The organism is Pantanalinema rosaneae CENA516, assembly GCF_050753385.1.
Lineage (GTDB): Bacteria > Cyanobacteriota > Cyanobacteriia > Leptolyngbyales > Leptolyngbyaceae > Pantanalinema > Pantanalinema rosaneae.
The window spans coordinates 72,917-90,491 of record NZ_JBLZFZ010000007.1; the positions used below are offsets into that span (position 1 = coordinate 72,917).

Consider the following 17,575-nt stretch of genomic DNA (forward strand, 5'->3'; position numbering starts at 1 on the left):
GCCGCGATCGACTTACAGCAATTTTCACTTGGTTAAACCACACCACTCCCTACTCCCCACTCCCCACTCCCCATCTTCACTGTGGTTTATTCATCCGACAACGGCTGTAGTTTCGTTGATTTTGGTTTAGCAGTCCTGCACTACGGCTTCCCTGTCATCCAGTTCCCTGTGATTGGTAGATTCAACCCCTAACGTGATCTCATTTGGCAGGTCTGCCAGTTGGGTTTGGTTAATTAGCTACTGTGAGCGAAAATTGGGGAACCCTAGGGCAAGGAACCCTGAGCGCTAGCATCTTGCGAACGATTTCTGGTGTCTTGAAGCAAATTATTCAGCAAGGAGAAAGAGAATGAAGGTGATGCACTACTGGTTTGGGTGCTGTTCCTTCCTGCTAGCCACAGTGGGAATGACCTTACCCATCCACGCGCAGGTAGTTCCCGATCGCACTCTCAACACCACCGTCACCCAGAGCGGCAACAATTTCACGATCACCGATGGCACGACCCAGGGCAGTAACCTGTTTCATAGCTTCAGTCAGTTCTCTGTGCCTACGGGTGGTTCTGCCTTCTTTAATAACGCCACCACCATTCAGAATATTTTTGCGCGGGTAACAGGCGGCAATATTTCTAACATTGATGGCTTAATCCGCGCTAACGGCAGCGCCAACCTATTTTTGCTCAACCCCTCAGGCATTCTTTTTGGTCCCAACGCCAGGTTGAATCTTGGTGGTTCCTTTACGGCTACCACTGCAACCAGCGTTAGTTTTGCCGATGGGACAACGTTTAGTGCAACCGATACAACCGCCCCCCCTTTATTGACCATCAGTGTGCCTGTAGGCTTGCAACTGGGAGCCAATGCCAGACCGATCACCGTCCAGGGAGCAGGGAATGCTGCCACATTCGATGCCTCAACAAGAGTAAGCTTAAACCTCGGTACTCAAGGCTTACAGGTGAACGCAGGCAAAACCCTGGCACTGATCGGTGGTGACTTGGCTGTAACGGGCGGGTTGCTTTCCGCACCCGGAGGGCGCATTGAATTAGGCAGTGTCATCGGCGGTAGCGTAGCTCTGAATGCCAATTCCCCAGGTTTGACGCTGAGTTATCCGAATGCCTCTAGCTTTGGCAATATTCAGCTGACCCAACGGGCTTTAGCCTCGGTGCGTGGAACCCGTCCCGGTTCGATCCAGGTGCAGGGAAATCAGGTCAATGTCCAGGGCGGTTCTCTGGTGCTGGTGCAAAATCAGGGCACCCAGACCGCAGGCGATATTGTCGTCAATGCCGCAAAGTCCTTGCAAATTATTGGGAAATCGCCAAATTTTCTAACCTCTAGCGCGTTAGTGAATGAAACTACGGCTGTCGGTGCAGCTGGAAATATCCTGATTAACACTCCCAGCCTGTTGATTGATCAGGGGGGCTTTGTGCTCGATCGCACCTTTAGTGCAGCACCTGGTGGCAACATTGGCATCAATGCTACTGATATGACGGTTAATGGGTTTACGGCGGGAGACCCCAATGCGTTTCGAGCGGTCAGTCAGGTTGTGGTCAGTTCCCATAGTCAGGGCAAGGGAGGAAATCTAGCAATCTCTACCCGCGATTTGGTCATTGCGGCAGGTGGCAATGTGGCTGCCAGACCCTTTGGTTCGGGTGCTGGTGGCAACATCACCGTAAATGCAGATACGATTCAGGTGTTGAATGCTGGAGCGCCAACTGGTTTTTATTTTAGTTTGCTATCGGCGGCTACGTTTGGGGTTGGGAATTCAGGCAATTTAACCGTGAATACGCGTACTCTGTCAGTGCAAGGGGGGGCAAGGGTATCGGCTTCCAGCATTATTTCTGGGAGTGCCGGGAATCTCATTATTAATGCATCGGAATCAATTGAAGTGAACGGTGTCAAAGATGCCCAAAATCCTAGCTATATCGGTACAGCTGTTCGTCCTGTAGGGCTAGTTTCCAATGCTAGTGCAGGTAACACTACCATCAATACCCGTACCCTTACTATTAACAATGGCGCATCGGTTTTCGTCGAAAATCGTGGCTTAGGTCAAGCCGGTACCTTAACGGTGAATGCCGATTTCTTGAAACTCGACAATGGGGCAAGTCTTTCAGCTTCCACCGCTTTCGGGGGAGGGGGGAATCTCAACTTGCAGTTACAAAAGGGGGTGATAATGCGTCATGGCAGCTTTATTAGTGCTACAGCAGGAGGTAAAGGCAATGGAGGCAATATAACTATTGCATCCCCCGTCGTTGCAGGGCTGGAAAATAGCGACATCATTGCTAATGCATCTCAAGGTCGAGGTGGCAATATTAATATCACGACACAAGGGATTATCGGACTCAAGTACCGCGATCAATTGACACCAGAGAGTGACATCACGGCGAGTTCCCAGTTCGGTGTCAGTGGCACCGTTCAGGTTAATAACATCGGTGTAGATCCAAATTCTGGTCTGGTGGAATTACCCACCAATGTGGTAGACTCCTCGCAACAAATTGCCACAGGTTGTACTGGGTCGCAGGACAGTAGCTTTATTGCGACAGGACGCGGTGGCGTACCACAAAACCCCATGCAGCAAGTGCAAGCCGATCGCACTTGGAATGATGTGCGTGAGTTATCGACCTACCGCCAAGTTGGTAAACCCGTTGCCCAAGAACCTGCTGCCGTTCCGACGCTGATCCAAGCAAACACCTGGCAACGCCATGCCGATGGTACGGTTGAATTAATCGCTGATCACGTGTCTGTCATGAATTCAACGTTTGCTACCTGTAGCGGTGTCACTGTCAGGGAGATCGAATCTGCTCCCTAACTGGCGTGATTGACGCAAGCGTGTCTTAAGGACAGATTGGGGCATCGCCTCTTCTCTGCAAGGTATTCCGCAGCTACACCAATGGTTTCAGCCCGTCAGCGATCGCCCGTTGGCAAGCTACAACCTGATTGCCATTTGTGCCTGATTAATTGCAACCTGAGTGGATCAGCCGCGATCGCTGGAGATGATTCTAGCGATCGCAATTTTCTGAAAGAATAAGACTGGTGGATCTGTTAGTCTTCATTCAAGCTCGGTGTTTCCTGTTGCATGTGCCGCGATCGCTCACTTGAATTGATTGATGTACCCTCACTGACCCTGAATTTTTAGTTGGCTGAATATCAGGTAGAGTACAGCGCGAATTCCTGGCAACGGTGGATCTGAATACAGGATTTCTGATGTTTTCCCTTTCTTGCGAGGACGCTCTTGAGCTATGGCAAAACGGTATCGATACGCCAACAAAAAACGACTTGAGGACTCATCTATCACTTCAGTCCCTACTTCTAGCGTTTTCTCAGCTAGTCCTCAGTTCATCCAGGCTAAAGCTATTCCAGTGGCTAACTCAGATCGATCGAGAACGATTCCATCTCACCAAGCAGCCTTGAGACGGGCGCAACAGTTTGGTCATCACTTGAGTCGCATTTCGGTGCATGCCTCTAGTCAGAAAGATGCCCAACCTTTAGAAGGGACAAGGGTTCCCTTCGCCTTCCCGCCGCTGCTCCAGGCTAAGTTGGCCATGAGTCAACCGATGATCTCCCCTCAACGCATCCAAGCGGTCACACCGAATTCGGGAGGCATCATGATGATTCAACGGGCAAAGACAAATAATGCTAATAAAAGCAAAACCAAAAAGAAACGGGAGGCTGGACTAAAGTTAATCCGCCAAGGTGGCATCTTTAAGGCGACGGGTAGACCTGGCTTTCGATCGCATGTTAAATCTCTTTCAGCCGAACTGTACTATCACGAAACGGGTCGCGATGTCAGAACCAAGAATCTCCAAACGGAAGATCTGGCCTCTCCCCATCGGTTCCCCTTTGCCGATATTCGCAAAAATACCGAACTGTTTCTGAATGGCAAAGAGGATGCGGCTGACTTCCAGCGATGGACTAATCGGCTCCTGAATGCCAGTACCAAAAAGGTAAACCGCCTTGCCAAACAGCAGAAGCTGGATGATCCAGAGGTGCAAAAATGGCAAAAAGTAGACACTCAAGTTAAACAGGCTAGAGATGAGTTAGTGCAGGCAAAAGCCGCTTACGACAAGCAGGCAGATAGCAGCACCCAAACGGCATTAGAAGCTGCGGGTAAAAAGTTTATTACGGAGTTAAACAGCCTGCCTGGTAACGTGGCTAGCTTAGGTCCGCATTCCACAGTGAATAATCCGGTGCGCGATCGCGGACATTTGAATGTAGAGCGAGGGCGTACCATGACTCGGAATGGACGGAGTAGAACCCGCTATGAACTATCACCGATGTCACGGGCGGCTTCTCGCATGTCTCCCCACCGTTATAGCAAAGGAATTGCCACTAATACCTCAGAGAAAAAAATTATCCTCGTTGATGGACGAGTCAAGTCAATTAAGCAAATCAAGCGACGAGATCGAAGATATCTCAAAAAACACAAGCGATCGGCTGTAAAGCGGTTCACGTAAGCATTGTCAGCGATCGCGCTTGACGTGGTTGGTATTTTGAGCAAACGCAACGTATCTAATCCAATGGCATTCGCAAGTTTGCCTGTAGTCTGCAACTGACTACTGCGATCGATGGATAATAGGGGTAAAGGTAGCGAAGCTGCAACGAAGTGCCACGCGACGGCTAGAAGCCTTGCTGGAAGACCATTTTAGAAAAATTTTCACTTCTAAGCCGCATCCAATTTTAGCCGCTGATTCATGTCCAACTCAAAGGTGCCATACGGATTGATGTGCTCCCAGATCAAAGGAGTCAATGCCCGCAAATCTTCTGGAGACATCCGCTTCATCCACCCTGGTTCTGCTAGTACCTGCTGAATCATCAAGGTGTTGATGTAGACCAAACAAATCTGCAACAAATGCAACGCCAGGACTGATAGCTCCTGCTCATCCAGCCGATTGGTGGCAATCTCGCTGTTCTTGCCGTAGAAGATGAACCCGTTTGCCCCATTCCACTGCTCCACCACGTTTAACCCTTCATGCACCTCGTGGCGGAGTTCTTCAGAGTGTAGATAGCGGCACAAGAAAATCGTCCGAATCGCTTTCCCCAGTTCTATTAGGGCCAGATGGGTCGGATGGAGGGGAGAAGTTGCTCGGTTAAATCGACGCAGGATCGCTTCTGCTTCTGCGGTTCCCAACCGGAGGGCAGTGGCATACTTGACCATCTGGTCATACTGCTGTCGAATGCGGTCCCAATCAATTGCCTTGTTTGCCAACACGGCTTGCAAATTGGGATAGTTCTGCCGCTGCCCAGATTGTGGTAGGGATAGTCGTTGTGCTCCAATGCGACGAATCCGGGGCATTAGTTCGAACCCCAGCAGACGACAAAAGGCAAACGCAACTTCACTCTGTCCGTGGGTGTCCACAAAGTTCTTCTGCACAGGCATGTCCGTGCAATGTCGCAGTAGCCCTTCAATCATGGCAGCCGCTTCTGAGGACGAACAGGTCTTGAGTTGCGAATAAATGCAGGCAGACTTCTTCTCGACATGCCAGTAGATCATAACCCCACGCCCGCCGTAGCGAATATGCCACTCCGTCATGAGATTCTGGTCCCAGGAGCCAAACTTTTTAGCATCTGAGGCACAGGTGGTTGTCCCCTCTCCCCAGATCGCTTCTCTGCGGCTGGCAAAGATCGCATTGACAACCTGAGCAATTGCACGACGCAGATCCTCTTTATTGATGAAATGCTTTTTGATGTAACGCAGATCATCGTAGCGGTCGTGCTTCCTGCCGCCACAAATCCGTTTGAGTCCGGTATTGGTGCCCAGGGCATAAAGGCACAGCAGCAACCGTCGTTGACTTGTTTGAGGGTCGAGCATTTCTCGCGAGGCAGTCGTTTTGAATTGCTGTGTGAAGTGGACTCGCAGATCTGCTTCCTTGAGCACATCGAGCAAACTGGTCATGGTCCAACGCCCGTTGATTTCTCCTTTCAAGTAGCGGATATTATAGGGTTCTGCCTGTTTCTCTAGGGGAGTTACTGAAATCCAATTGTTTCCCTGACGTTTGATGATCCGCACCGCTGAATTTTTGGGTAGTCCTTGATCCAGCAATGTCAACGCTTGTGTCATTTCCGCTTGCAGTTGAGTGATGAAGGCTTCCGCATCCAGGGGGTGCTTGAGTGCCTGATAGTACACCTCTCGATTTTGGTCAAAGTCCTGGGGCAAATCAGATTCTGGATTACCATAGCGCTTCGCCCCAACCACCCAAATCTCCTTTGAGCGCAGTTTGTCACGTAATGCTTGCAATACGCAGATTTCGTAATTGACGCGATTGATGCGCTCTTTGCCTTCACTATCGGTTTCCACCATCAGATTGCGCCAACCACTTTTGAGTACTCCTTTGACGTAAAGTTGTTCTTCACTGGCATAGTAACGCTGATTGCTATCTTGATATTTCTTGAGCAGTTCTAGCGCTTGAACAACGGGACGGTGTACTTCATTGTTAGAACGAAACTCCAATGTTTCTAAAATTTTGGGTACCATGCGTCGGTAATGATGTAGATAGGAAGATCGCATCACCGTGTACACCTTCTGGTCATAGGTTGTACTGGCATGATATTCCTGAACAACTGCTTTGAGGGTTGTCGGAGTGGCAATCGGATAAACAACCTCTTTGACGATTTCCTCTGGATGCTCCAGTGTGGCAGTGGCGATCTGATAGAGCAAATGGGGTTTGTTATCGATCCGCTTGAAGTCTTCGAGCAACTGTTTGTCTACCCGCCGTTCTGCATTAATGCCAATGCGATGCACAATCTGCACTAACAATTCCACCAGGTTGTCACTAATCTCCTGACTGCGTTGCCAGCAGAAAGCGGCAATCAGGGCATAGCGAATCGCCTTTGGATGCCGTCTGAGATCGCGGGGAGTTTCGGCAGCAGCGCGACGACGGTAATGCCCAAGCACTTTGGGTGGAGTCGCGTCAAACAAATTCGCAGGCATACCCAATTGGCGAATGTGGTTCAGCTTGTCAGTTTCCTTGAACAGACTTTCCAGCCCGACCCGTCCTGGATCGCTCTTGAGAAAACTGAACATGGACTGTTTGAACTGGATCGCCTCCTCCTCAGGCTCACTCACCTCTGTCTTTAACAAGTCATCCATCTTGCTTCGGGTGTCAGCCGACAGTTGTTGCAGCAGACGATCACAAAAGCTGGCTTCGGTTGTACGAATCGCAGAACCAATCAACCGCTTCACCTGTTTGGGACTAGGAGGCTCCAGTTTCAGTTCTCGAAAACGTTGGTACACAGTAGCCTCAAGGTGTGATTCTTGTCGGTCATAGACCAGAACCTGTTGAGACAACCAATCTTTCATGGCTTCGGCATCTTTCAAGGTGGACTCTTGAAATCCGAAGAATTCTCGAATTTCAATGCGATGACGAGCGCCGCTGCGTCCTTGATGGTTGTAGTCTTGTAGCAGTCTAGGCGAGAGGTCGAGTTGGGCTGCCAGGTAGGAAACGGCTGCTTTCGGAATCTCTTGACGACTGTGAGGAAAACGAGCTTCATGTTGAAAGAATTTAAGCCACACGGCAAACCCCAATTGGTTTGCCCCCACTTTCGGCTCCAGCAATGCCATTTCATCCGGCAGTAGCGTGAATTGTTCAACCAACTCTTCCGGTGTCCACTGCCGCTTCATCGTCGATACCCCTCACACGATTGATTCAGGCGATAGTGTATCGGCAGATTCGCTCAATCTTGGAAAAGTAAATAAACTTACCAACTTTCGCTTGTTTATGGGCAAGTTTGCGAAACTGATTCAGGAGGAAGTGGGAGTTCAGCCGTTTCGTTTACAGGTGTCCGTCCATCATTTTCGGGCAAGTTTTGATCATGCCAACTGCTCCACCCCCTAAAACGCCTAATTGCCAATTGCGAACCCGTGAACATTTGCTGCCTCGGGAAGTTGAGGCAATGCTCAAAGCTGCCAGAACGGTGGGACGACATGGTCATCGAGATGCAACCTTGATCTTGATTGCTTATCGTCATGGCTTGCGGGTTTCTGAATTGGTGGCGCTGCGCTGGGAACAAGTAGACTTCAACGGTGGCACGATCTACATCAACCGTTTGAAGCAAGGAGTTAGTTCTGTTCATCCCCTCCGAGGACCTGAGTTGCGATCTCTGCGGCAATTGCAACGAGACTATCCAGATTCCCCTTATTTATTCGTTTCGGAACGAGGAGCCGCCATGGCAGCAGACACTGCCAGAGGCATTATTGAACGGGCTGGGCAACGAGCAGGGATTCCCTTTCCAGTTCATCCGCATATGTTGCGTCATGCTTGTGGTTTCTACCTCGCGTCCAAAGGACACGATACCAGAGCGATTCAAGCTTATCTGGGGCACAAAAACATCCAGCACACCGTGCGCTATACCGAATTAGCACCAGGTCGCTTCAAGGACTTCTGGTTGGATTAAAAAGTAGAAAATTTTTCTGGAATCCTTACTGTTATTAAGTTCTAGCCGTTGCGTGGCACTTCGTTGCAGCTTCGCTACCTTTACCCCTTCAGCGGGGAGCGGCGAGAACGAAGGCTATGGTTGCCGGTGGCGGCACGAACGGCTGGGGCTGGAACATTGGTAGTTGGGCGGTAAGGGAGCGATCCCGGTGGTCGCAGGGCATGAAATTCTGCTTTCAGTTGAGCCAGAAAGCGTTGGTGCCGCTCAAATTGCAACTGTCGCCAGGTCTGCTCGGCTTGGAATCCGTCGGCAATATCCGGTTGGGGTGACATGGTGGTGCTCCTGCCAAGGCAACGAAATTAGGCTCTACGATACTCCAAGTGGTGCCAAATGAACCCCTGTTGTAGGAATAAATTTCGCGAGTGTTTTAGAACCAGATAGACGGTTCAGAGTCCAAACCGTTGACAAACCCATTGATAGCGTTCTCTAGCTCGGAGATAACGGCGACTCTCACCGGCTGCATATTCTCATCACTTCGGCAGGGTCAACTCAGTGACTTCGGCACTGGATTCTCACCCAACTTCGGCAGGGTTAATTTCGTCTGCTTCGGCCGGTCAATTTGTTGTAGATCAGATCGCATGTGAGATCACCTTTGCTCCAAACGATAACATGATCCCTCTCTGGCTGAATTAGGCGATGGCATATTCAGCCGTATCGGGTTGAACCGAACTGGTTAACTTTCGCATCGACTCTCCTTTGAGAGACAGTCTCAGCGCATCGTGAACAATGCGGTCGAGCATAGCATCAGCCAGGGTGGGGTCTTGGATTTGTTGATGCCACTGAGAAACGGGGAGTTGGGTCGCAAACAAACAAGCCGCTTTGCGATAGCGTTCGTCCAACAGATCGAGTAGATCGCGTGCCTGTTCCTGGGAGAGAGGATCGCGCAACCAGTCATCGAGGATGAGCAGGTTGAAGGTGGCTAATTGTCGTTTCCACTTAGGCAATGATCCATCTGCTTTGGCAAGTTTTAATTCCAACAAGAGGTCTGCGGTTCTGAAGTAGCGCACACTGTGTCCCTGCTGACAGAAGGCGTCTGCCAACACCGAAGCCAGGAAGGTTTTGCCCACACCTGTGGGTCCGACAAGGATCAATTGAAGGTGTTGGTGTAACCATTGTCCCTGTGCCAACTCCAGAAACTTCACCTTGCTCAAGCCACGAGCGACGTTAAAGTCAATGTCATTCAAACTGGCAGTGGTCGTCAGTTGAGCTTGCTTGATGCGGCGTTGCAACCGTTGCTGGGCACGTCGCCAGTGCTCACGTTCCACCAACAGTGCTAGTCGTTCATCGAAACTGAGATCGTGATAAGTGCTGCTGGTCTGTTGCTCACTCCAGGCTTCGAGCATCCCGACCAGGCGCAAGGCTTTGAGTTGTTCAATCGTAGACGGATTCATCATGAGAATTGATCCAATGAGAAATAGTTAGGAATAGTACTGAGCACCCCGGACGTTTGCATGTTCAACAACCGGAACGACTGGATTGTCATCCGCCAAGGGTTCTTTGTCCAACTGGGTTTGCAGCATGGAGCGGATGCGACGCAAACTGACAATGCCAAACACATTCGCCCGATGACAAGCCGCTTCCAGCCGCGCCGTGCCATACTGCGTTGCTAGAGACTGCAAACCTCGCACGGTACGAAACGCCTGCTCTTCATGGTCTTTGCGTTCAAACATTGCCTCCACCTGGCTTGTCGTGTGGCGTCCGACCTGTTGCGCCCAGGCTAAAAAGCGTTCTTTCGACTGGCGTTTGTAGGCCCAATGTTCAGGCGGCATATGGTCGGGTAGCGTCGTGTGGCGATGGGGCAGGCGGCAGCGTTCGTGGGCAGCAATCCGCTTGCCATCGTGAAAGATTTCGACCATTTGCTCAGACACCTTGACTCGCACTTCGTGCTGCACAAACCAATAGGGGACGGAGTAATAGTGCTTTTCGACCTCAATGTGATAGTCCAGGTTGACCTTCGCTGTCTTCCAGTGGGCAAACGTGAAGGGTTGAACCGGTAAAGGAGAGAGGGCAGGTTGGTCTACTTGCTCAAACAATACCCGTCGCGACACCCCATAACCGGGCATCGTCCGCTCATTTAACGCCTTCAGCCTCTGGGCAATAGCAGCATTAAGGTCGCTCAGTGTGCTGAATTGCTCGTGCCGCAACGGTGCCAGCACTTGTCGTTCTACCTCCTGCACTGCCTTTTCGACCTTGGCTTTGTCACGCGGTTTGTACGGTCGAGCCGGAATAATGGCGACCCCATAGTGCTCGGCGAACTCCTGGTAACTCGGATTAATGCCCGGTTCATACCGACAAGGGTCGGTGACCCCGGACTTGAGGTTATCCGGCACAATGCACTGCGGCACACCACCGAAAAACGCTAGTGCCCGCTGGTGCGACCCAATCCAGTGCGGTAATTCCTGCGTAGGTGTAGCTTCGGCGTAGGTGTAGTTGCTCGCTCCCAAACAGGCGACAAAGATTTGGGCTGCCATCACTTGTCCGGTTTCCTTGTCCTGCATGGGCACCGTCAGCCCGCAGTAGTCCACAAATAGCTTGTCACCTCCCTTGTACACCTGCCGCATCGACAACTGGTGCCGCACCCGCCACTGGTTGTACCAGCGGCAAAAAGTGGCGTAGCTACAGTTCCATTGTCCTTTGTCCAGTCCCTCCTGCCACAGCAGAGCTAGCGTCACGCCTTTATGCTGTAATTGGGCATCTACCGCACTAAAGTCAATCGGTTCCGCCCGCTGTTCGGGGTTCTGTCTTCCTTTGCCCAGCGCCGCTTGCGCCTCACTGTCACTCAACTGGGTCAACTCGGTATAACTCAGGTTCTTGGCAGTGGCGCGACGAATGTAATCTTGCACGGTTGAGCGTGCCACCGCACAGCTTTGGGCGATCTGGCACTGGCTATAGCCCAGATCGTGAAGTCGCAAGATCTCTCGAAATTTTGCCACAGGCAGTAATCCTCCTTGTTGCTTCCGTTTCATATCCCCGCTACCTCCGCTTGTCGTTGACAGCGAGTGTAAAGGGGGTGCCGAAGTTTGTGAGAATTACCTGCCGAAGTTCGTTGGGAATGGGGTGCCGAGGTTTGTGAGAATCACCCGCCGAAGTTCAGTGAGAATCACCTGCCGAACTTTGTGCGATTTTGCACCGGCCGAGATATCCCAAAAGGCTTTGATAAAAGCATTTTGCCCTGTGACGCCCTGCCTACGATACTCCAGAATCAGTGATCGCAGCGTCATATCCTCCAGTTCATCAATTTCGGGAAACTCCAATTCGGGTGAATCGTTTTTAGCATCAGGCTGATTTTCCCCCGATGGAGCGACATTAGCTGAATTGAATTCGGGCGAATCGAGCGAATTTGCATCGCTCAAATCCTGTTGCCAACAGCGTTCTAGGATGGTTCGGGCGTCTGAACTCGATTCGGAGTTGATTCGGGATGGATTCGAACTTGATTCGGGCACATGACCATAGAACGGCAGCCGATAGAATCCAGCTGGAGCCAGGGTGGTGAGAACAATTGGCTCCACGATCGTCAGTTCATACAGAGCATCTAGCTGGACTCTGAACTCTTTGGCGCGTTTGCCCGTAATTTGATATTTCAGCAAATCTTCCAGGCTTTCAAAGGCGCCATTCCGACCTAAGGCTAGGAAACTGAGGGAATCCAACACGCCTGTATTCCAGAGCCAATCTTCTACGCGGCTGGTGTGAGACGTCGCCCGCAAGTAAATCTTCTCCGCCGCCCCTTGCAACAAGATGCGCTTCGAGCGACGGGCAAAGGCTTTGGCCACTTCCTCTCCCTTCTTACCGGTTCCCGTATCTCGGCAGGCATCCAGAATCAAATTGTACTCGTCGATAAACACGCTGATCGGTTGTTGTTGTTCGCCTGGAACCTCTTGGCGATCAGTAAGTTCGTCCAGAATTTCATCCAGTGCTTGAAATGCATTCGGCACCCGTTCTGGGATGTTCACATGCACATAGCGGATCCCAGCCAAGGCTTTCAGGCGCTTATCACCTTTGCCGTCTAGCACGAGCACTTGATGCCCTGCGGCTAAAGATTCCTCGATCGCTTGCACTAGCAAGGTAGTTTTGCCGGAGCGCGTTTTGCTGACCATAGCCACATGACCGTCGAGCTGCACCATTTCAGTCGCTAGATTTCGATGGGGAGGTAAGGGGGCATGTTGCTGCTGTGGAGTTGTCCCCATGGGCATTTCAGTCGCTGGTGGGTAGGTGGGTGACGGGAAGAATTGGGAGCTGAGCTGTTGCTTATAGTAGGCGGCTTCAGTGGCAATTTGGTGCTGGGCCAGTTCTTGCTGCATCAGTCGGGAGGCGCGATCGTAGCTCTCTTGCTCCTGTAATTCCTGGCAGCGCTTAACATAAGTGGCACTGACGCCGATGCCCATTAGGTAGGTCAGCAGCCGTTCCCACGGTTTCATATTGGCGATGTAGCTAGGCGCTAGCCAGAGGGCTAATGTCAAAGCACAGGCAAATCCCACCTCGGCAGCAGTCGGTAGATCGTCCTTAGCTACGCTTTGCCAGAGCGCTTTTAGCCAATCCATAGACTTACCCCAAGACCCAAAATGATGACGATCGCAGCTCCGACTAACACCGCCCAGTAGACTTGCAGGTTGAGCTTGAGGTAGGCGGCAATTGGTGCACAAATGAGCCAGGACAGGGCATAGAGCACGATCGCGACCACCAGCAGAATGACAATGAACTGGCGGGATACTGGCAGATGGACGAAGAGCCAATGGAGTAAGCCCACTATCAGTAGTCCCAACTCACCTAGTAACAACAGTCGCAGCGATCGCGCCATTTACCACACTCCCTGAATCTTGCTCTGTAATTTCTCAATCTCTTTGTCTGTCTTACTTTCGGTCTTCATTAGGTTGGTGCCTAAGCGGGCGTATTTACCTCGCAACCCATGCAAGTGGTCTGCCAGGTCAGCATTGGCTTCCTATTTGCCATATTCAACATCCGCGACCACCTGTTCATACTCCCGATGCCGACGATGCAGCTTGCCATCGGTACGTTCAATTTTTTCCATGGCAGTATAGGCTCGGCTGGCGTAACGGTACTGGTCAGAGGTCTTTGTAGCTAATTCTTCCAGGGCGACGGCTTCCTCCTCCGAAAAGTAGCGAGGGGCGGTCAGCACTGGTATGGAGCGGAAGCTGTCAAACGTGCCAGGATTTTCCGGCGTGATGGCGGTCGGGTCAGATTTGAACACGCGATCGGGGGTGAGGGAATGCTTCCCTTGAACCAGAGATAGCCTGCCACCAGATTGCCCATTAATAGCTCTGAATAGTTGTCCGAACACTTGGGTAACTCCTAGAGGATGAGTGGAATCAAAATCAGCAGAACGAGGAACAGTTTGACGAGCAGTTGAGCGATCGAGTCATTCCCGAAATTGTCCGCACCACCTTTCCCGATTGACTTCCCCGACCGACCCAACCCGATCGACCCGAATCCTGCACCGGACAAAGCTGGTTTGGGGAGTTTGAAACCTGCCAATTTCTCTGATGGTTTGACTGACTGGCTTTTGGGCTGGCTCGGGCTGGTCGTCGTGGTTGTGGTTGGAGCGGGTCGTTTCCAGTGAGGCAACCGTAATTTACGCAGGTTGGGTAACTTGAGCGTGGGAAACTTTCTGAGCTGAAGCTTGAACTGAGCTTTGGAGGCAGGTTGAGTTTTTGTCCCTGGCTCAGAACTGATAAACCCCGGTGTGACATAGACGGGATAGCGTTGATGCACCGCCAGCCCTCTGGGTTGAAGCACGATCGCGCCAGGCGGTTGAGGGACGATCGCGCCACTGGGAGAACGGACAATCGCACCAGGTTCTGCTTCAGCGATCAGTAGACCGGGACGATCCTTAAAGCTCCCATCTAGCAACAATTCTCTGGCTGTAACGGGTGCATAACTGGGGCGTCGCGGTCGTTGTCGTCTGGGAATCGGTGGTGGCTCAAAGTCCATAACGCACCTGCACCAGATTCGACCGAGTTCGTTGGGGTAGGGGTGCAACTGGAGCTGGTGAAATTGCTTCTCTGACTCGGACCCGTTGTGGCGGACTGAGCATGACTTGAGCGACCCACCCCCGATCGCCGTTCCATTCCGCTTCCAGCCAGACCTCGCCATCGCCACGGATGCTATTCCCAGTCAGGACTACTGCTGTATTGCAGGGAATCACATTGGCGATCGCGGCATTATCCAGACTGGGAACGGTGCGGAAGTTTGCTCCTGCAAAGTTCTGGCAACGGGTAACAGTGGCGGCTAAAACTTCCCGTTCAGTTGCCACTGGCTCAGGACTGGGAACACTGGGAAATTCTGGGGATGCTGTTGGGCTTGGGGTTGGGTGAACAACGATCGCTGGCTGAGTAGCTGCCACTGGCAGGTGGTGAGGAAATGGTAGGCGAGCTGCCCCCATCAAACCCAGATTGATGGTGACTATAGCCAACATGACCTTAGACATAGCGGTTCATCTCCGGTAGGCTGCTGTGATGCGGTCGCAGGCTAGCAACGGCGGCAAAGGCTCCGATCGCGAATAGAGAAACCATGCAAACCATAAACACTAGCTCGACGAACCCGAAGGCATTCCAGTAGTAGCCCCCTTCAGATTTGTTCTCTACCTTGACCTTGATATTGATGGGCTGAACAGCTTTAGGGTCTAGCTCTGGTGGCGGTTGATATTGGATCTGCTGGGTGGGGATGGCGGATTGTTGCTGCTGATAAGCAGTCTGTATCATCCGGAGTCGTTCATTCTCTAGCTGCGATCGCTGCACTTCTAATTCATCTCGTTTCAATTGCAGGAGTTCAAACAGGCGTGGATCATGCAATAGCTTGCTGGACACTGGAGGAGGTTGGATATCCAAAGCGGCGGAATGATAGCCGATTAGTTGACCAGGCTCTTGATACTGTGGTGGCTCTGGTTGCCTCGGTTGCCATTGGGATTCATGGATAGCTGTGGTGGCTGGACGAGGGATAATCGCATGACTTGACTGGCTGACGATCGCTTGGTGTAGTTGGTCAGCCCGATCGCTGCACACGAGATTGCATAGCTCCAACACTCCGGCATGGGTATAAAAATGTCGCCGGACTCGATCGCTGCCAATCTCCTCAATCCAATGAACTCCTGGCTGTAATCGACTTTTGAATTTGGTCAGTTGATGTTGGCTGATGCCTAATGCCGCTAGGGTGAGTGCGGTTGGCAATAACCAGGTGTGCTGGGGGTGGGGAATAGTCTGCTTGAGGATGGGTGCAAACATGGCATCTCCTGATGATGGGGAAGGCGGTTTACAGTGGCAATGCGCCAACGATCGAGGTGGGTGAGATCGCGAGAAAATTGCTGGTAAGGTCGGGAACTTCCAAAGCTTTATCGATCACAGTCAAAAAGTCTGGGCTAGGAGTGTTTTCGCTTGCCAGTTCTTCCACCAGGTATTGCTGAATTCTCAGAGGGGATTGGCGCAATCGGTCAGCCATTGCACGGGCAGTATCGCGTTCATAGCGGGTCAGTTTGCTATCAAAGGCAAGAACCTGGGTATTGATGCCTTGAATGCCTGCCTGAGCAAACGATGAGATGGCATTAGTTGTTGTCTGTTCTACCTGGGCTAACTGCTGTTGTTGCTGGTCGCGATTGGGGTTGGGACGCTTTGCTTTGGTGCGTTGGCTGTCTAAGGCTTGCAATTCTTCTGCGGTTAAACTCATAGGTCAAATTCCTCCGAGTGCTGTTCGATACGTTGGATGAGCTTGTGCTTGGCAAGGTCTAGGTTTCTGACCCGCTGAAGCTGGGTACTGATGAACAAGAATTTTTTGACATCCCGCTTGGTATAAACGGGTTTCGGTGACGGAATCAGGCAGTAGGGCAACCAGGCATAGAACTGAGTAGTACTGAGTTCCCGCCCTGTCCAGATCAAAACTTCACGCCTCACATCATCACGGGTGTAATCCTCTAGGACTTGTGCAGTGGGCATTTCAAGTAAAAGAACTGAAGATGTCAACTGAATCTCGACAGATTGCGATCGCATTCAAATCAGATTCAGTTAAGATACTAGCATCTTATAAGAATCTAATAAGATTCTGTTAAGCTGATTTTGCAATCTGATGAAATGAAGCATGTAGGATATAGGCACGGAAATATGGGAATGTCCGACGTGAGCAAGCGATTCACCGTAACGGTGCCAGATTCAATTTATGGAGATTTGGAGCGATGGGCAGAGCAACAGGGAAGACCTGCGGCTAACCTCGCTGCTTTCTTGATTGAGGTTGGCATTAGACAAGCTATGGAGCGTGGGGAATTGCAGCCTAAAACTGAGCAGAAAGGTAGCAAGTAAAGGAGATGGTAATGACATCTCAGGTTTTACGATCGCCGCACCCCAGACAGGCAAAGGTCATTCATCAGGTGAGTTGGAAACAACTTGAGGAAATCGATCGTTCTTTAGAGGATTGCCTAGGGCTAAAGCTGATTTACTTGGATGGAACGCTAGAGATTCTGCCAAATAGTGAGGCAGATGAAGAAGCTAAAGCAACCATGCGGGTGCTACTGGAGGCTTACTTGAGAGCCAAGGGTATCCGCTTCTATAGTTGCGGTGGTCCAACGCTAGGAATTAAAAAACAGGGAGCCAGAAACGAACCCGACGAGTGCTTTAACCTGGAAAGTCGCAAACCCTACCCGGATCTAGTATTTGAAGTCACCGTCACCAGTGGAGGAGTCGATCTCTTAGAAGGCTACCGCCGGATGGGAGTCACCGAGGTTTGGTTCTGGGAGGATGGCGTTTTATCGGTCTACCGTCTCCAAACCAATGGTTACCAACAGATTCCGAATACAGAACTGGTAGACCACTTTCCGTTATCGCTATTCACTCGCTACATGACCTACCACGATCAATACGATGCGGTGAATGAGTTTCTGATTGCCCTACCATTACGCCTCTGAAGGCTTTTTGACGCTAAATAGGGGAAATTCTTGAGAAATACAAGGCAAAAATCATGCAAACCTCATCCATCTCCCGAATTGGGGCATTAGATCAAAATATTGTGAGATCTTCAGGCAACATTGATCTACTATGCTTTTGATGCAGAGGTTTTCATCATGCGAGTTGGAAGACAGCCATATCTAATACGATGCATCCCCGTTGGTCAAACGGGTGATATGGTGTGTCACCGCCGTCCCACTGTGATTGGAAAAGGA

General features: G+C 51.1%; 18 protein-coding genes. 6 read left to right on the forward strand and 12 right to left on the reverse strand.

Annotated elements, in window-relative coordinates; translation table 11 throughout:
* Positions 1-346 precede the first annotated feature (346 nt).
* The 3 genes from ACN4EK_RS05655 (at position 347) to ACN4EK_RS05665 (ending at position 4,442) form a co-directional block, all read left to right on the forward strand.
* The gene (locus tag ACN4EK_RS05655) at positions 347-2,797 is read left to right on the forward strand and encodes a two-partner secretion domain-containing protein (protein WP_431656525.1); all 2,451 of its coding nucleotides are present in this window, start codon (positions 347-349) and stop codon (positions 2,795-2,797) included.
* An 81-nt stretch (positions 2,798-2,878) separates the two neighbouring features.
* On the forward strand, positions 2,879-3,016 hold the full coding sequence (locus ACN4EK_RS05660; protein ID WP_431656526.1) for a hypothetical protein: 138 nt from the start codon (positions 2,879-2,881) through the stop codon (positions 3,014-3,016).
* A gap of 331 nt (positions 3,017-3,347) precedes the next feature.
* Positions 3,348-4,442, forward strand: a complete 1,095-nt coding sequence (locus ACN4EK_RS05665; RefSeq protein WP_431656527.1) for a hypothetical protein — start codon at positions 3,348-3,350, stop codon at positions 4,440-4,442.
* Positions 4,443-4,648: 206 nt separating this feature from the next.
* Here ACN4EK_RS05665 and ACN4EK_RS05670 read toward each other — a convergent pair whose 3' ends face one another.
* Positions 4,649-7,606 carry a Tn3 family transposase gene (locus tag ACN4EK_RS05670; protein ID WP_431656528.1) on the reverse strand — a complete coding sequence of 986 codons (2,958 nt, stop codon included), beginning with the start codon at positions 7,604-7,606 and terminating at the stop codon, positions 4,649-4,651.
* Positions 7,607-7,797: 191 nt separating this feature from the next.
* On the opposite strand from ACN4EK_RS05670, the gene ACN4EK_RS05675 reads away from it, so the two are divergent.
* A complete protein-coding gene (locus ACN4EK_RS05675) occupies positions 7,798-8,379 on the forward strand; it encodes a tyrosine-type recombinase/integrase (RefSeq protein ID WP_431656529.1) in 582 nt (193 codons plus the stop codon).
* 80 nt (positions 8,380-8,459) lie between these two features.
* Here ACN4EK_RS05675 and ACN4EK_RS05680 read toward each other — a convergent pair whose 3' ends face one another.
* The 11 genes from ACN4EK_RS05680 to ACN4EK_RS05730 form a co-directional block, all read right to left on the reverse strand.
* Positions 8,460-8,690 carry a hypothetical protein gene (locus ACN4EK_RS05680; protein WP_431656531.1) on the reverse strand — a complete coding sequence of 77 codons (231 nt, stop codon included), beginning with the start codon at positions 8,688-8,690 and terminating at the stop codon, positions 8,460-8,462.
* A gap of 357 nt (positions 8,691-9,047) precedes the next feature.
* Complete coding sequence (gene istB / locus ACN4EK_RS05685) at positions 9,048-9,812, reverse strand: IS21-like element helper ATPase IstB (protein ID WP_431656493.1); 765 nt, start codon at positions 9,810-9,812, stop codon at positions 9,048-9,050.
* A gap of 24 nt (positions 9,813-9,836) precedes the next feature.
* Complete coding sequence (gene istA / locus ACN4EK_RS05690; RefSeq protein ID WP_431656492.1) at positions 9,837-11,384, reverse strand: IS21 family transposase; 1,548 nt, start codon at positions 11,382-11,384, stop codon at positions 9,837-9,839.
* 63 nt (positions 11,385-11,447) lie between these two features.
* Positions 11,448-12,956 (reverse strand): P-loop NTPase family protein, encoded by a 1,509-nt coding sequence (locus ACN4EK_RS05695; protein ID WP_431656532.1) that lies wholly within the window; start codon positions 12,954-12,956, stop codon positions 11,448-11,450.
* Positions 12,944-13,213, reverse strand: coding sequence for a hypothetical protein (locus ACN4EK_RS05700; protein WP_431656533.1), 270 nt, complete (start codon positions 13,211-13,213; stop codon positions 12,944-12,946). The genes ACN4EK_RS05695 and ACN4EK_RS05700 overlap by 13 nt, the downstream gene beginning before the upstream one ends.
* A gap of 141 nt (positions 13,214-13,354) precedes the next feature.
* A complete protein-coding gene (locus ACN4EK_RS05705; protein ID WP_431656534.1) occupies positions 13,355-13,714 on the reverse strand; it encodes a hypothetical protein in 360 nt (119 codons plus the stop codon).
* An 11-nt stretch (positions 13,715-13,725) separates the two neighbouring features.
* Positions 13,726-14,364, reverse strand: a complete 639-nt coding sequence (locus tag ACN4EK_RS05710) for a hypothetical protein (protein WP_431656535.1) — start codon at positions 14,362-14,364, stop codon at positions 13,726-13,728.
* Positions 14,354-14,860, reverse strand: a complete 507-nt coding sequence (locus ACN4EK_RS05715) for a hypothetical protein (protein ID WP_431656536.1) — start codon at positions 14,858-14,860, stop codon at positions 14,354-14,356. The genes ACN4EK_RS05710 and ACN4EK_RS05715 overlap by 11 nt, the downstream gene beginning before the upstream one ends.
* Positions 14,853-15,653, reverse strand: a complete 801-nt coding sequence (locus tag ACN4EK_RS05720; RefSeq protein WP_431656537.1) for a hypothetical protein — start codon at positions 15,651-15,653, stop codon at positions 14,853-14,855. The genes ACN4EK_RS05715 and ACN4EK_RS05720 overlap by 8 nt, the downstream gene beginning before the upstream one ends.
* A gap of 28 nt (positions 15,654-15,681) precedes the next feature.
* A complete protein-coding gene (locus ACN4EK_RS05725) occupies positions 15,682-16,092 on the reverse strand; it encodes a hypothetical protein (protein WP_431656538.1) in 411 nt (136 codons plus the stop codon).
* Complete coding sequence (locus tag ACN4EK_RS05730; RefSeq protein ID WP_431656539.1) at positions 16,089-16,358, reverse strand: hypothetical protein; 270 nt, start codon at positions 16,356-16,358, stop codon at positions 16,089-16,091. Before ACN4EK_RS05730 ends, ACN4EK_RS05725 begins: the two co-directional genes overlap by 4 nt.
* A 171-nt stretch (positions 16,359-16,529) precedes the next feature.
* Between ACN4EK_RS05730 and ACN4EK_RS05735 the strand changes: the two genes are divergently transcribed.
* The gene (locus tag ACN4EK_RS05735) at positions 16,530-16,718 is read left to right on the forward strand and encodes a ribbon-helix-helix domain-containing protein (RefSeq protein ID WP_431656540.1); all 189 of its coding nucleotides are present in this window, start codon (positions 16,530-16,532) and stop codon (positions 16,716-16,718) included.
* Between the two features lie 11 nt (positions 16,719-16,729).
* Positions 16,730-17,320, forward strand: coding sequence for a Uma2 family endonuclease (locus tag ACN4EK_RS05740; protein WP_431656541.1), 591 nt, complete (start codon positions 16,730-16,732; stop codon positions 17,318-17,320).
* Positions 17,321-17,575: the final 255 nt, after the last annotated feature.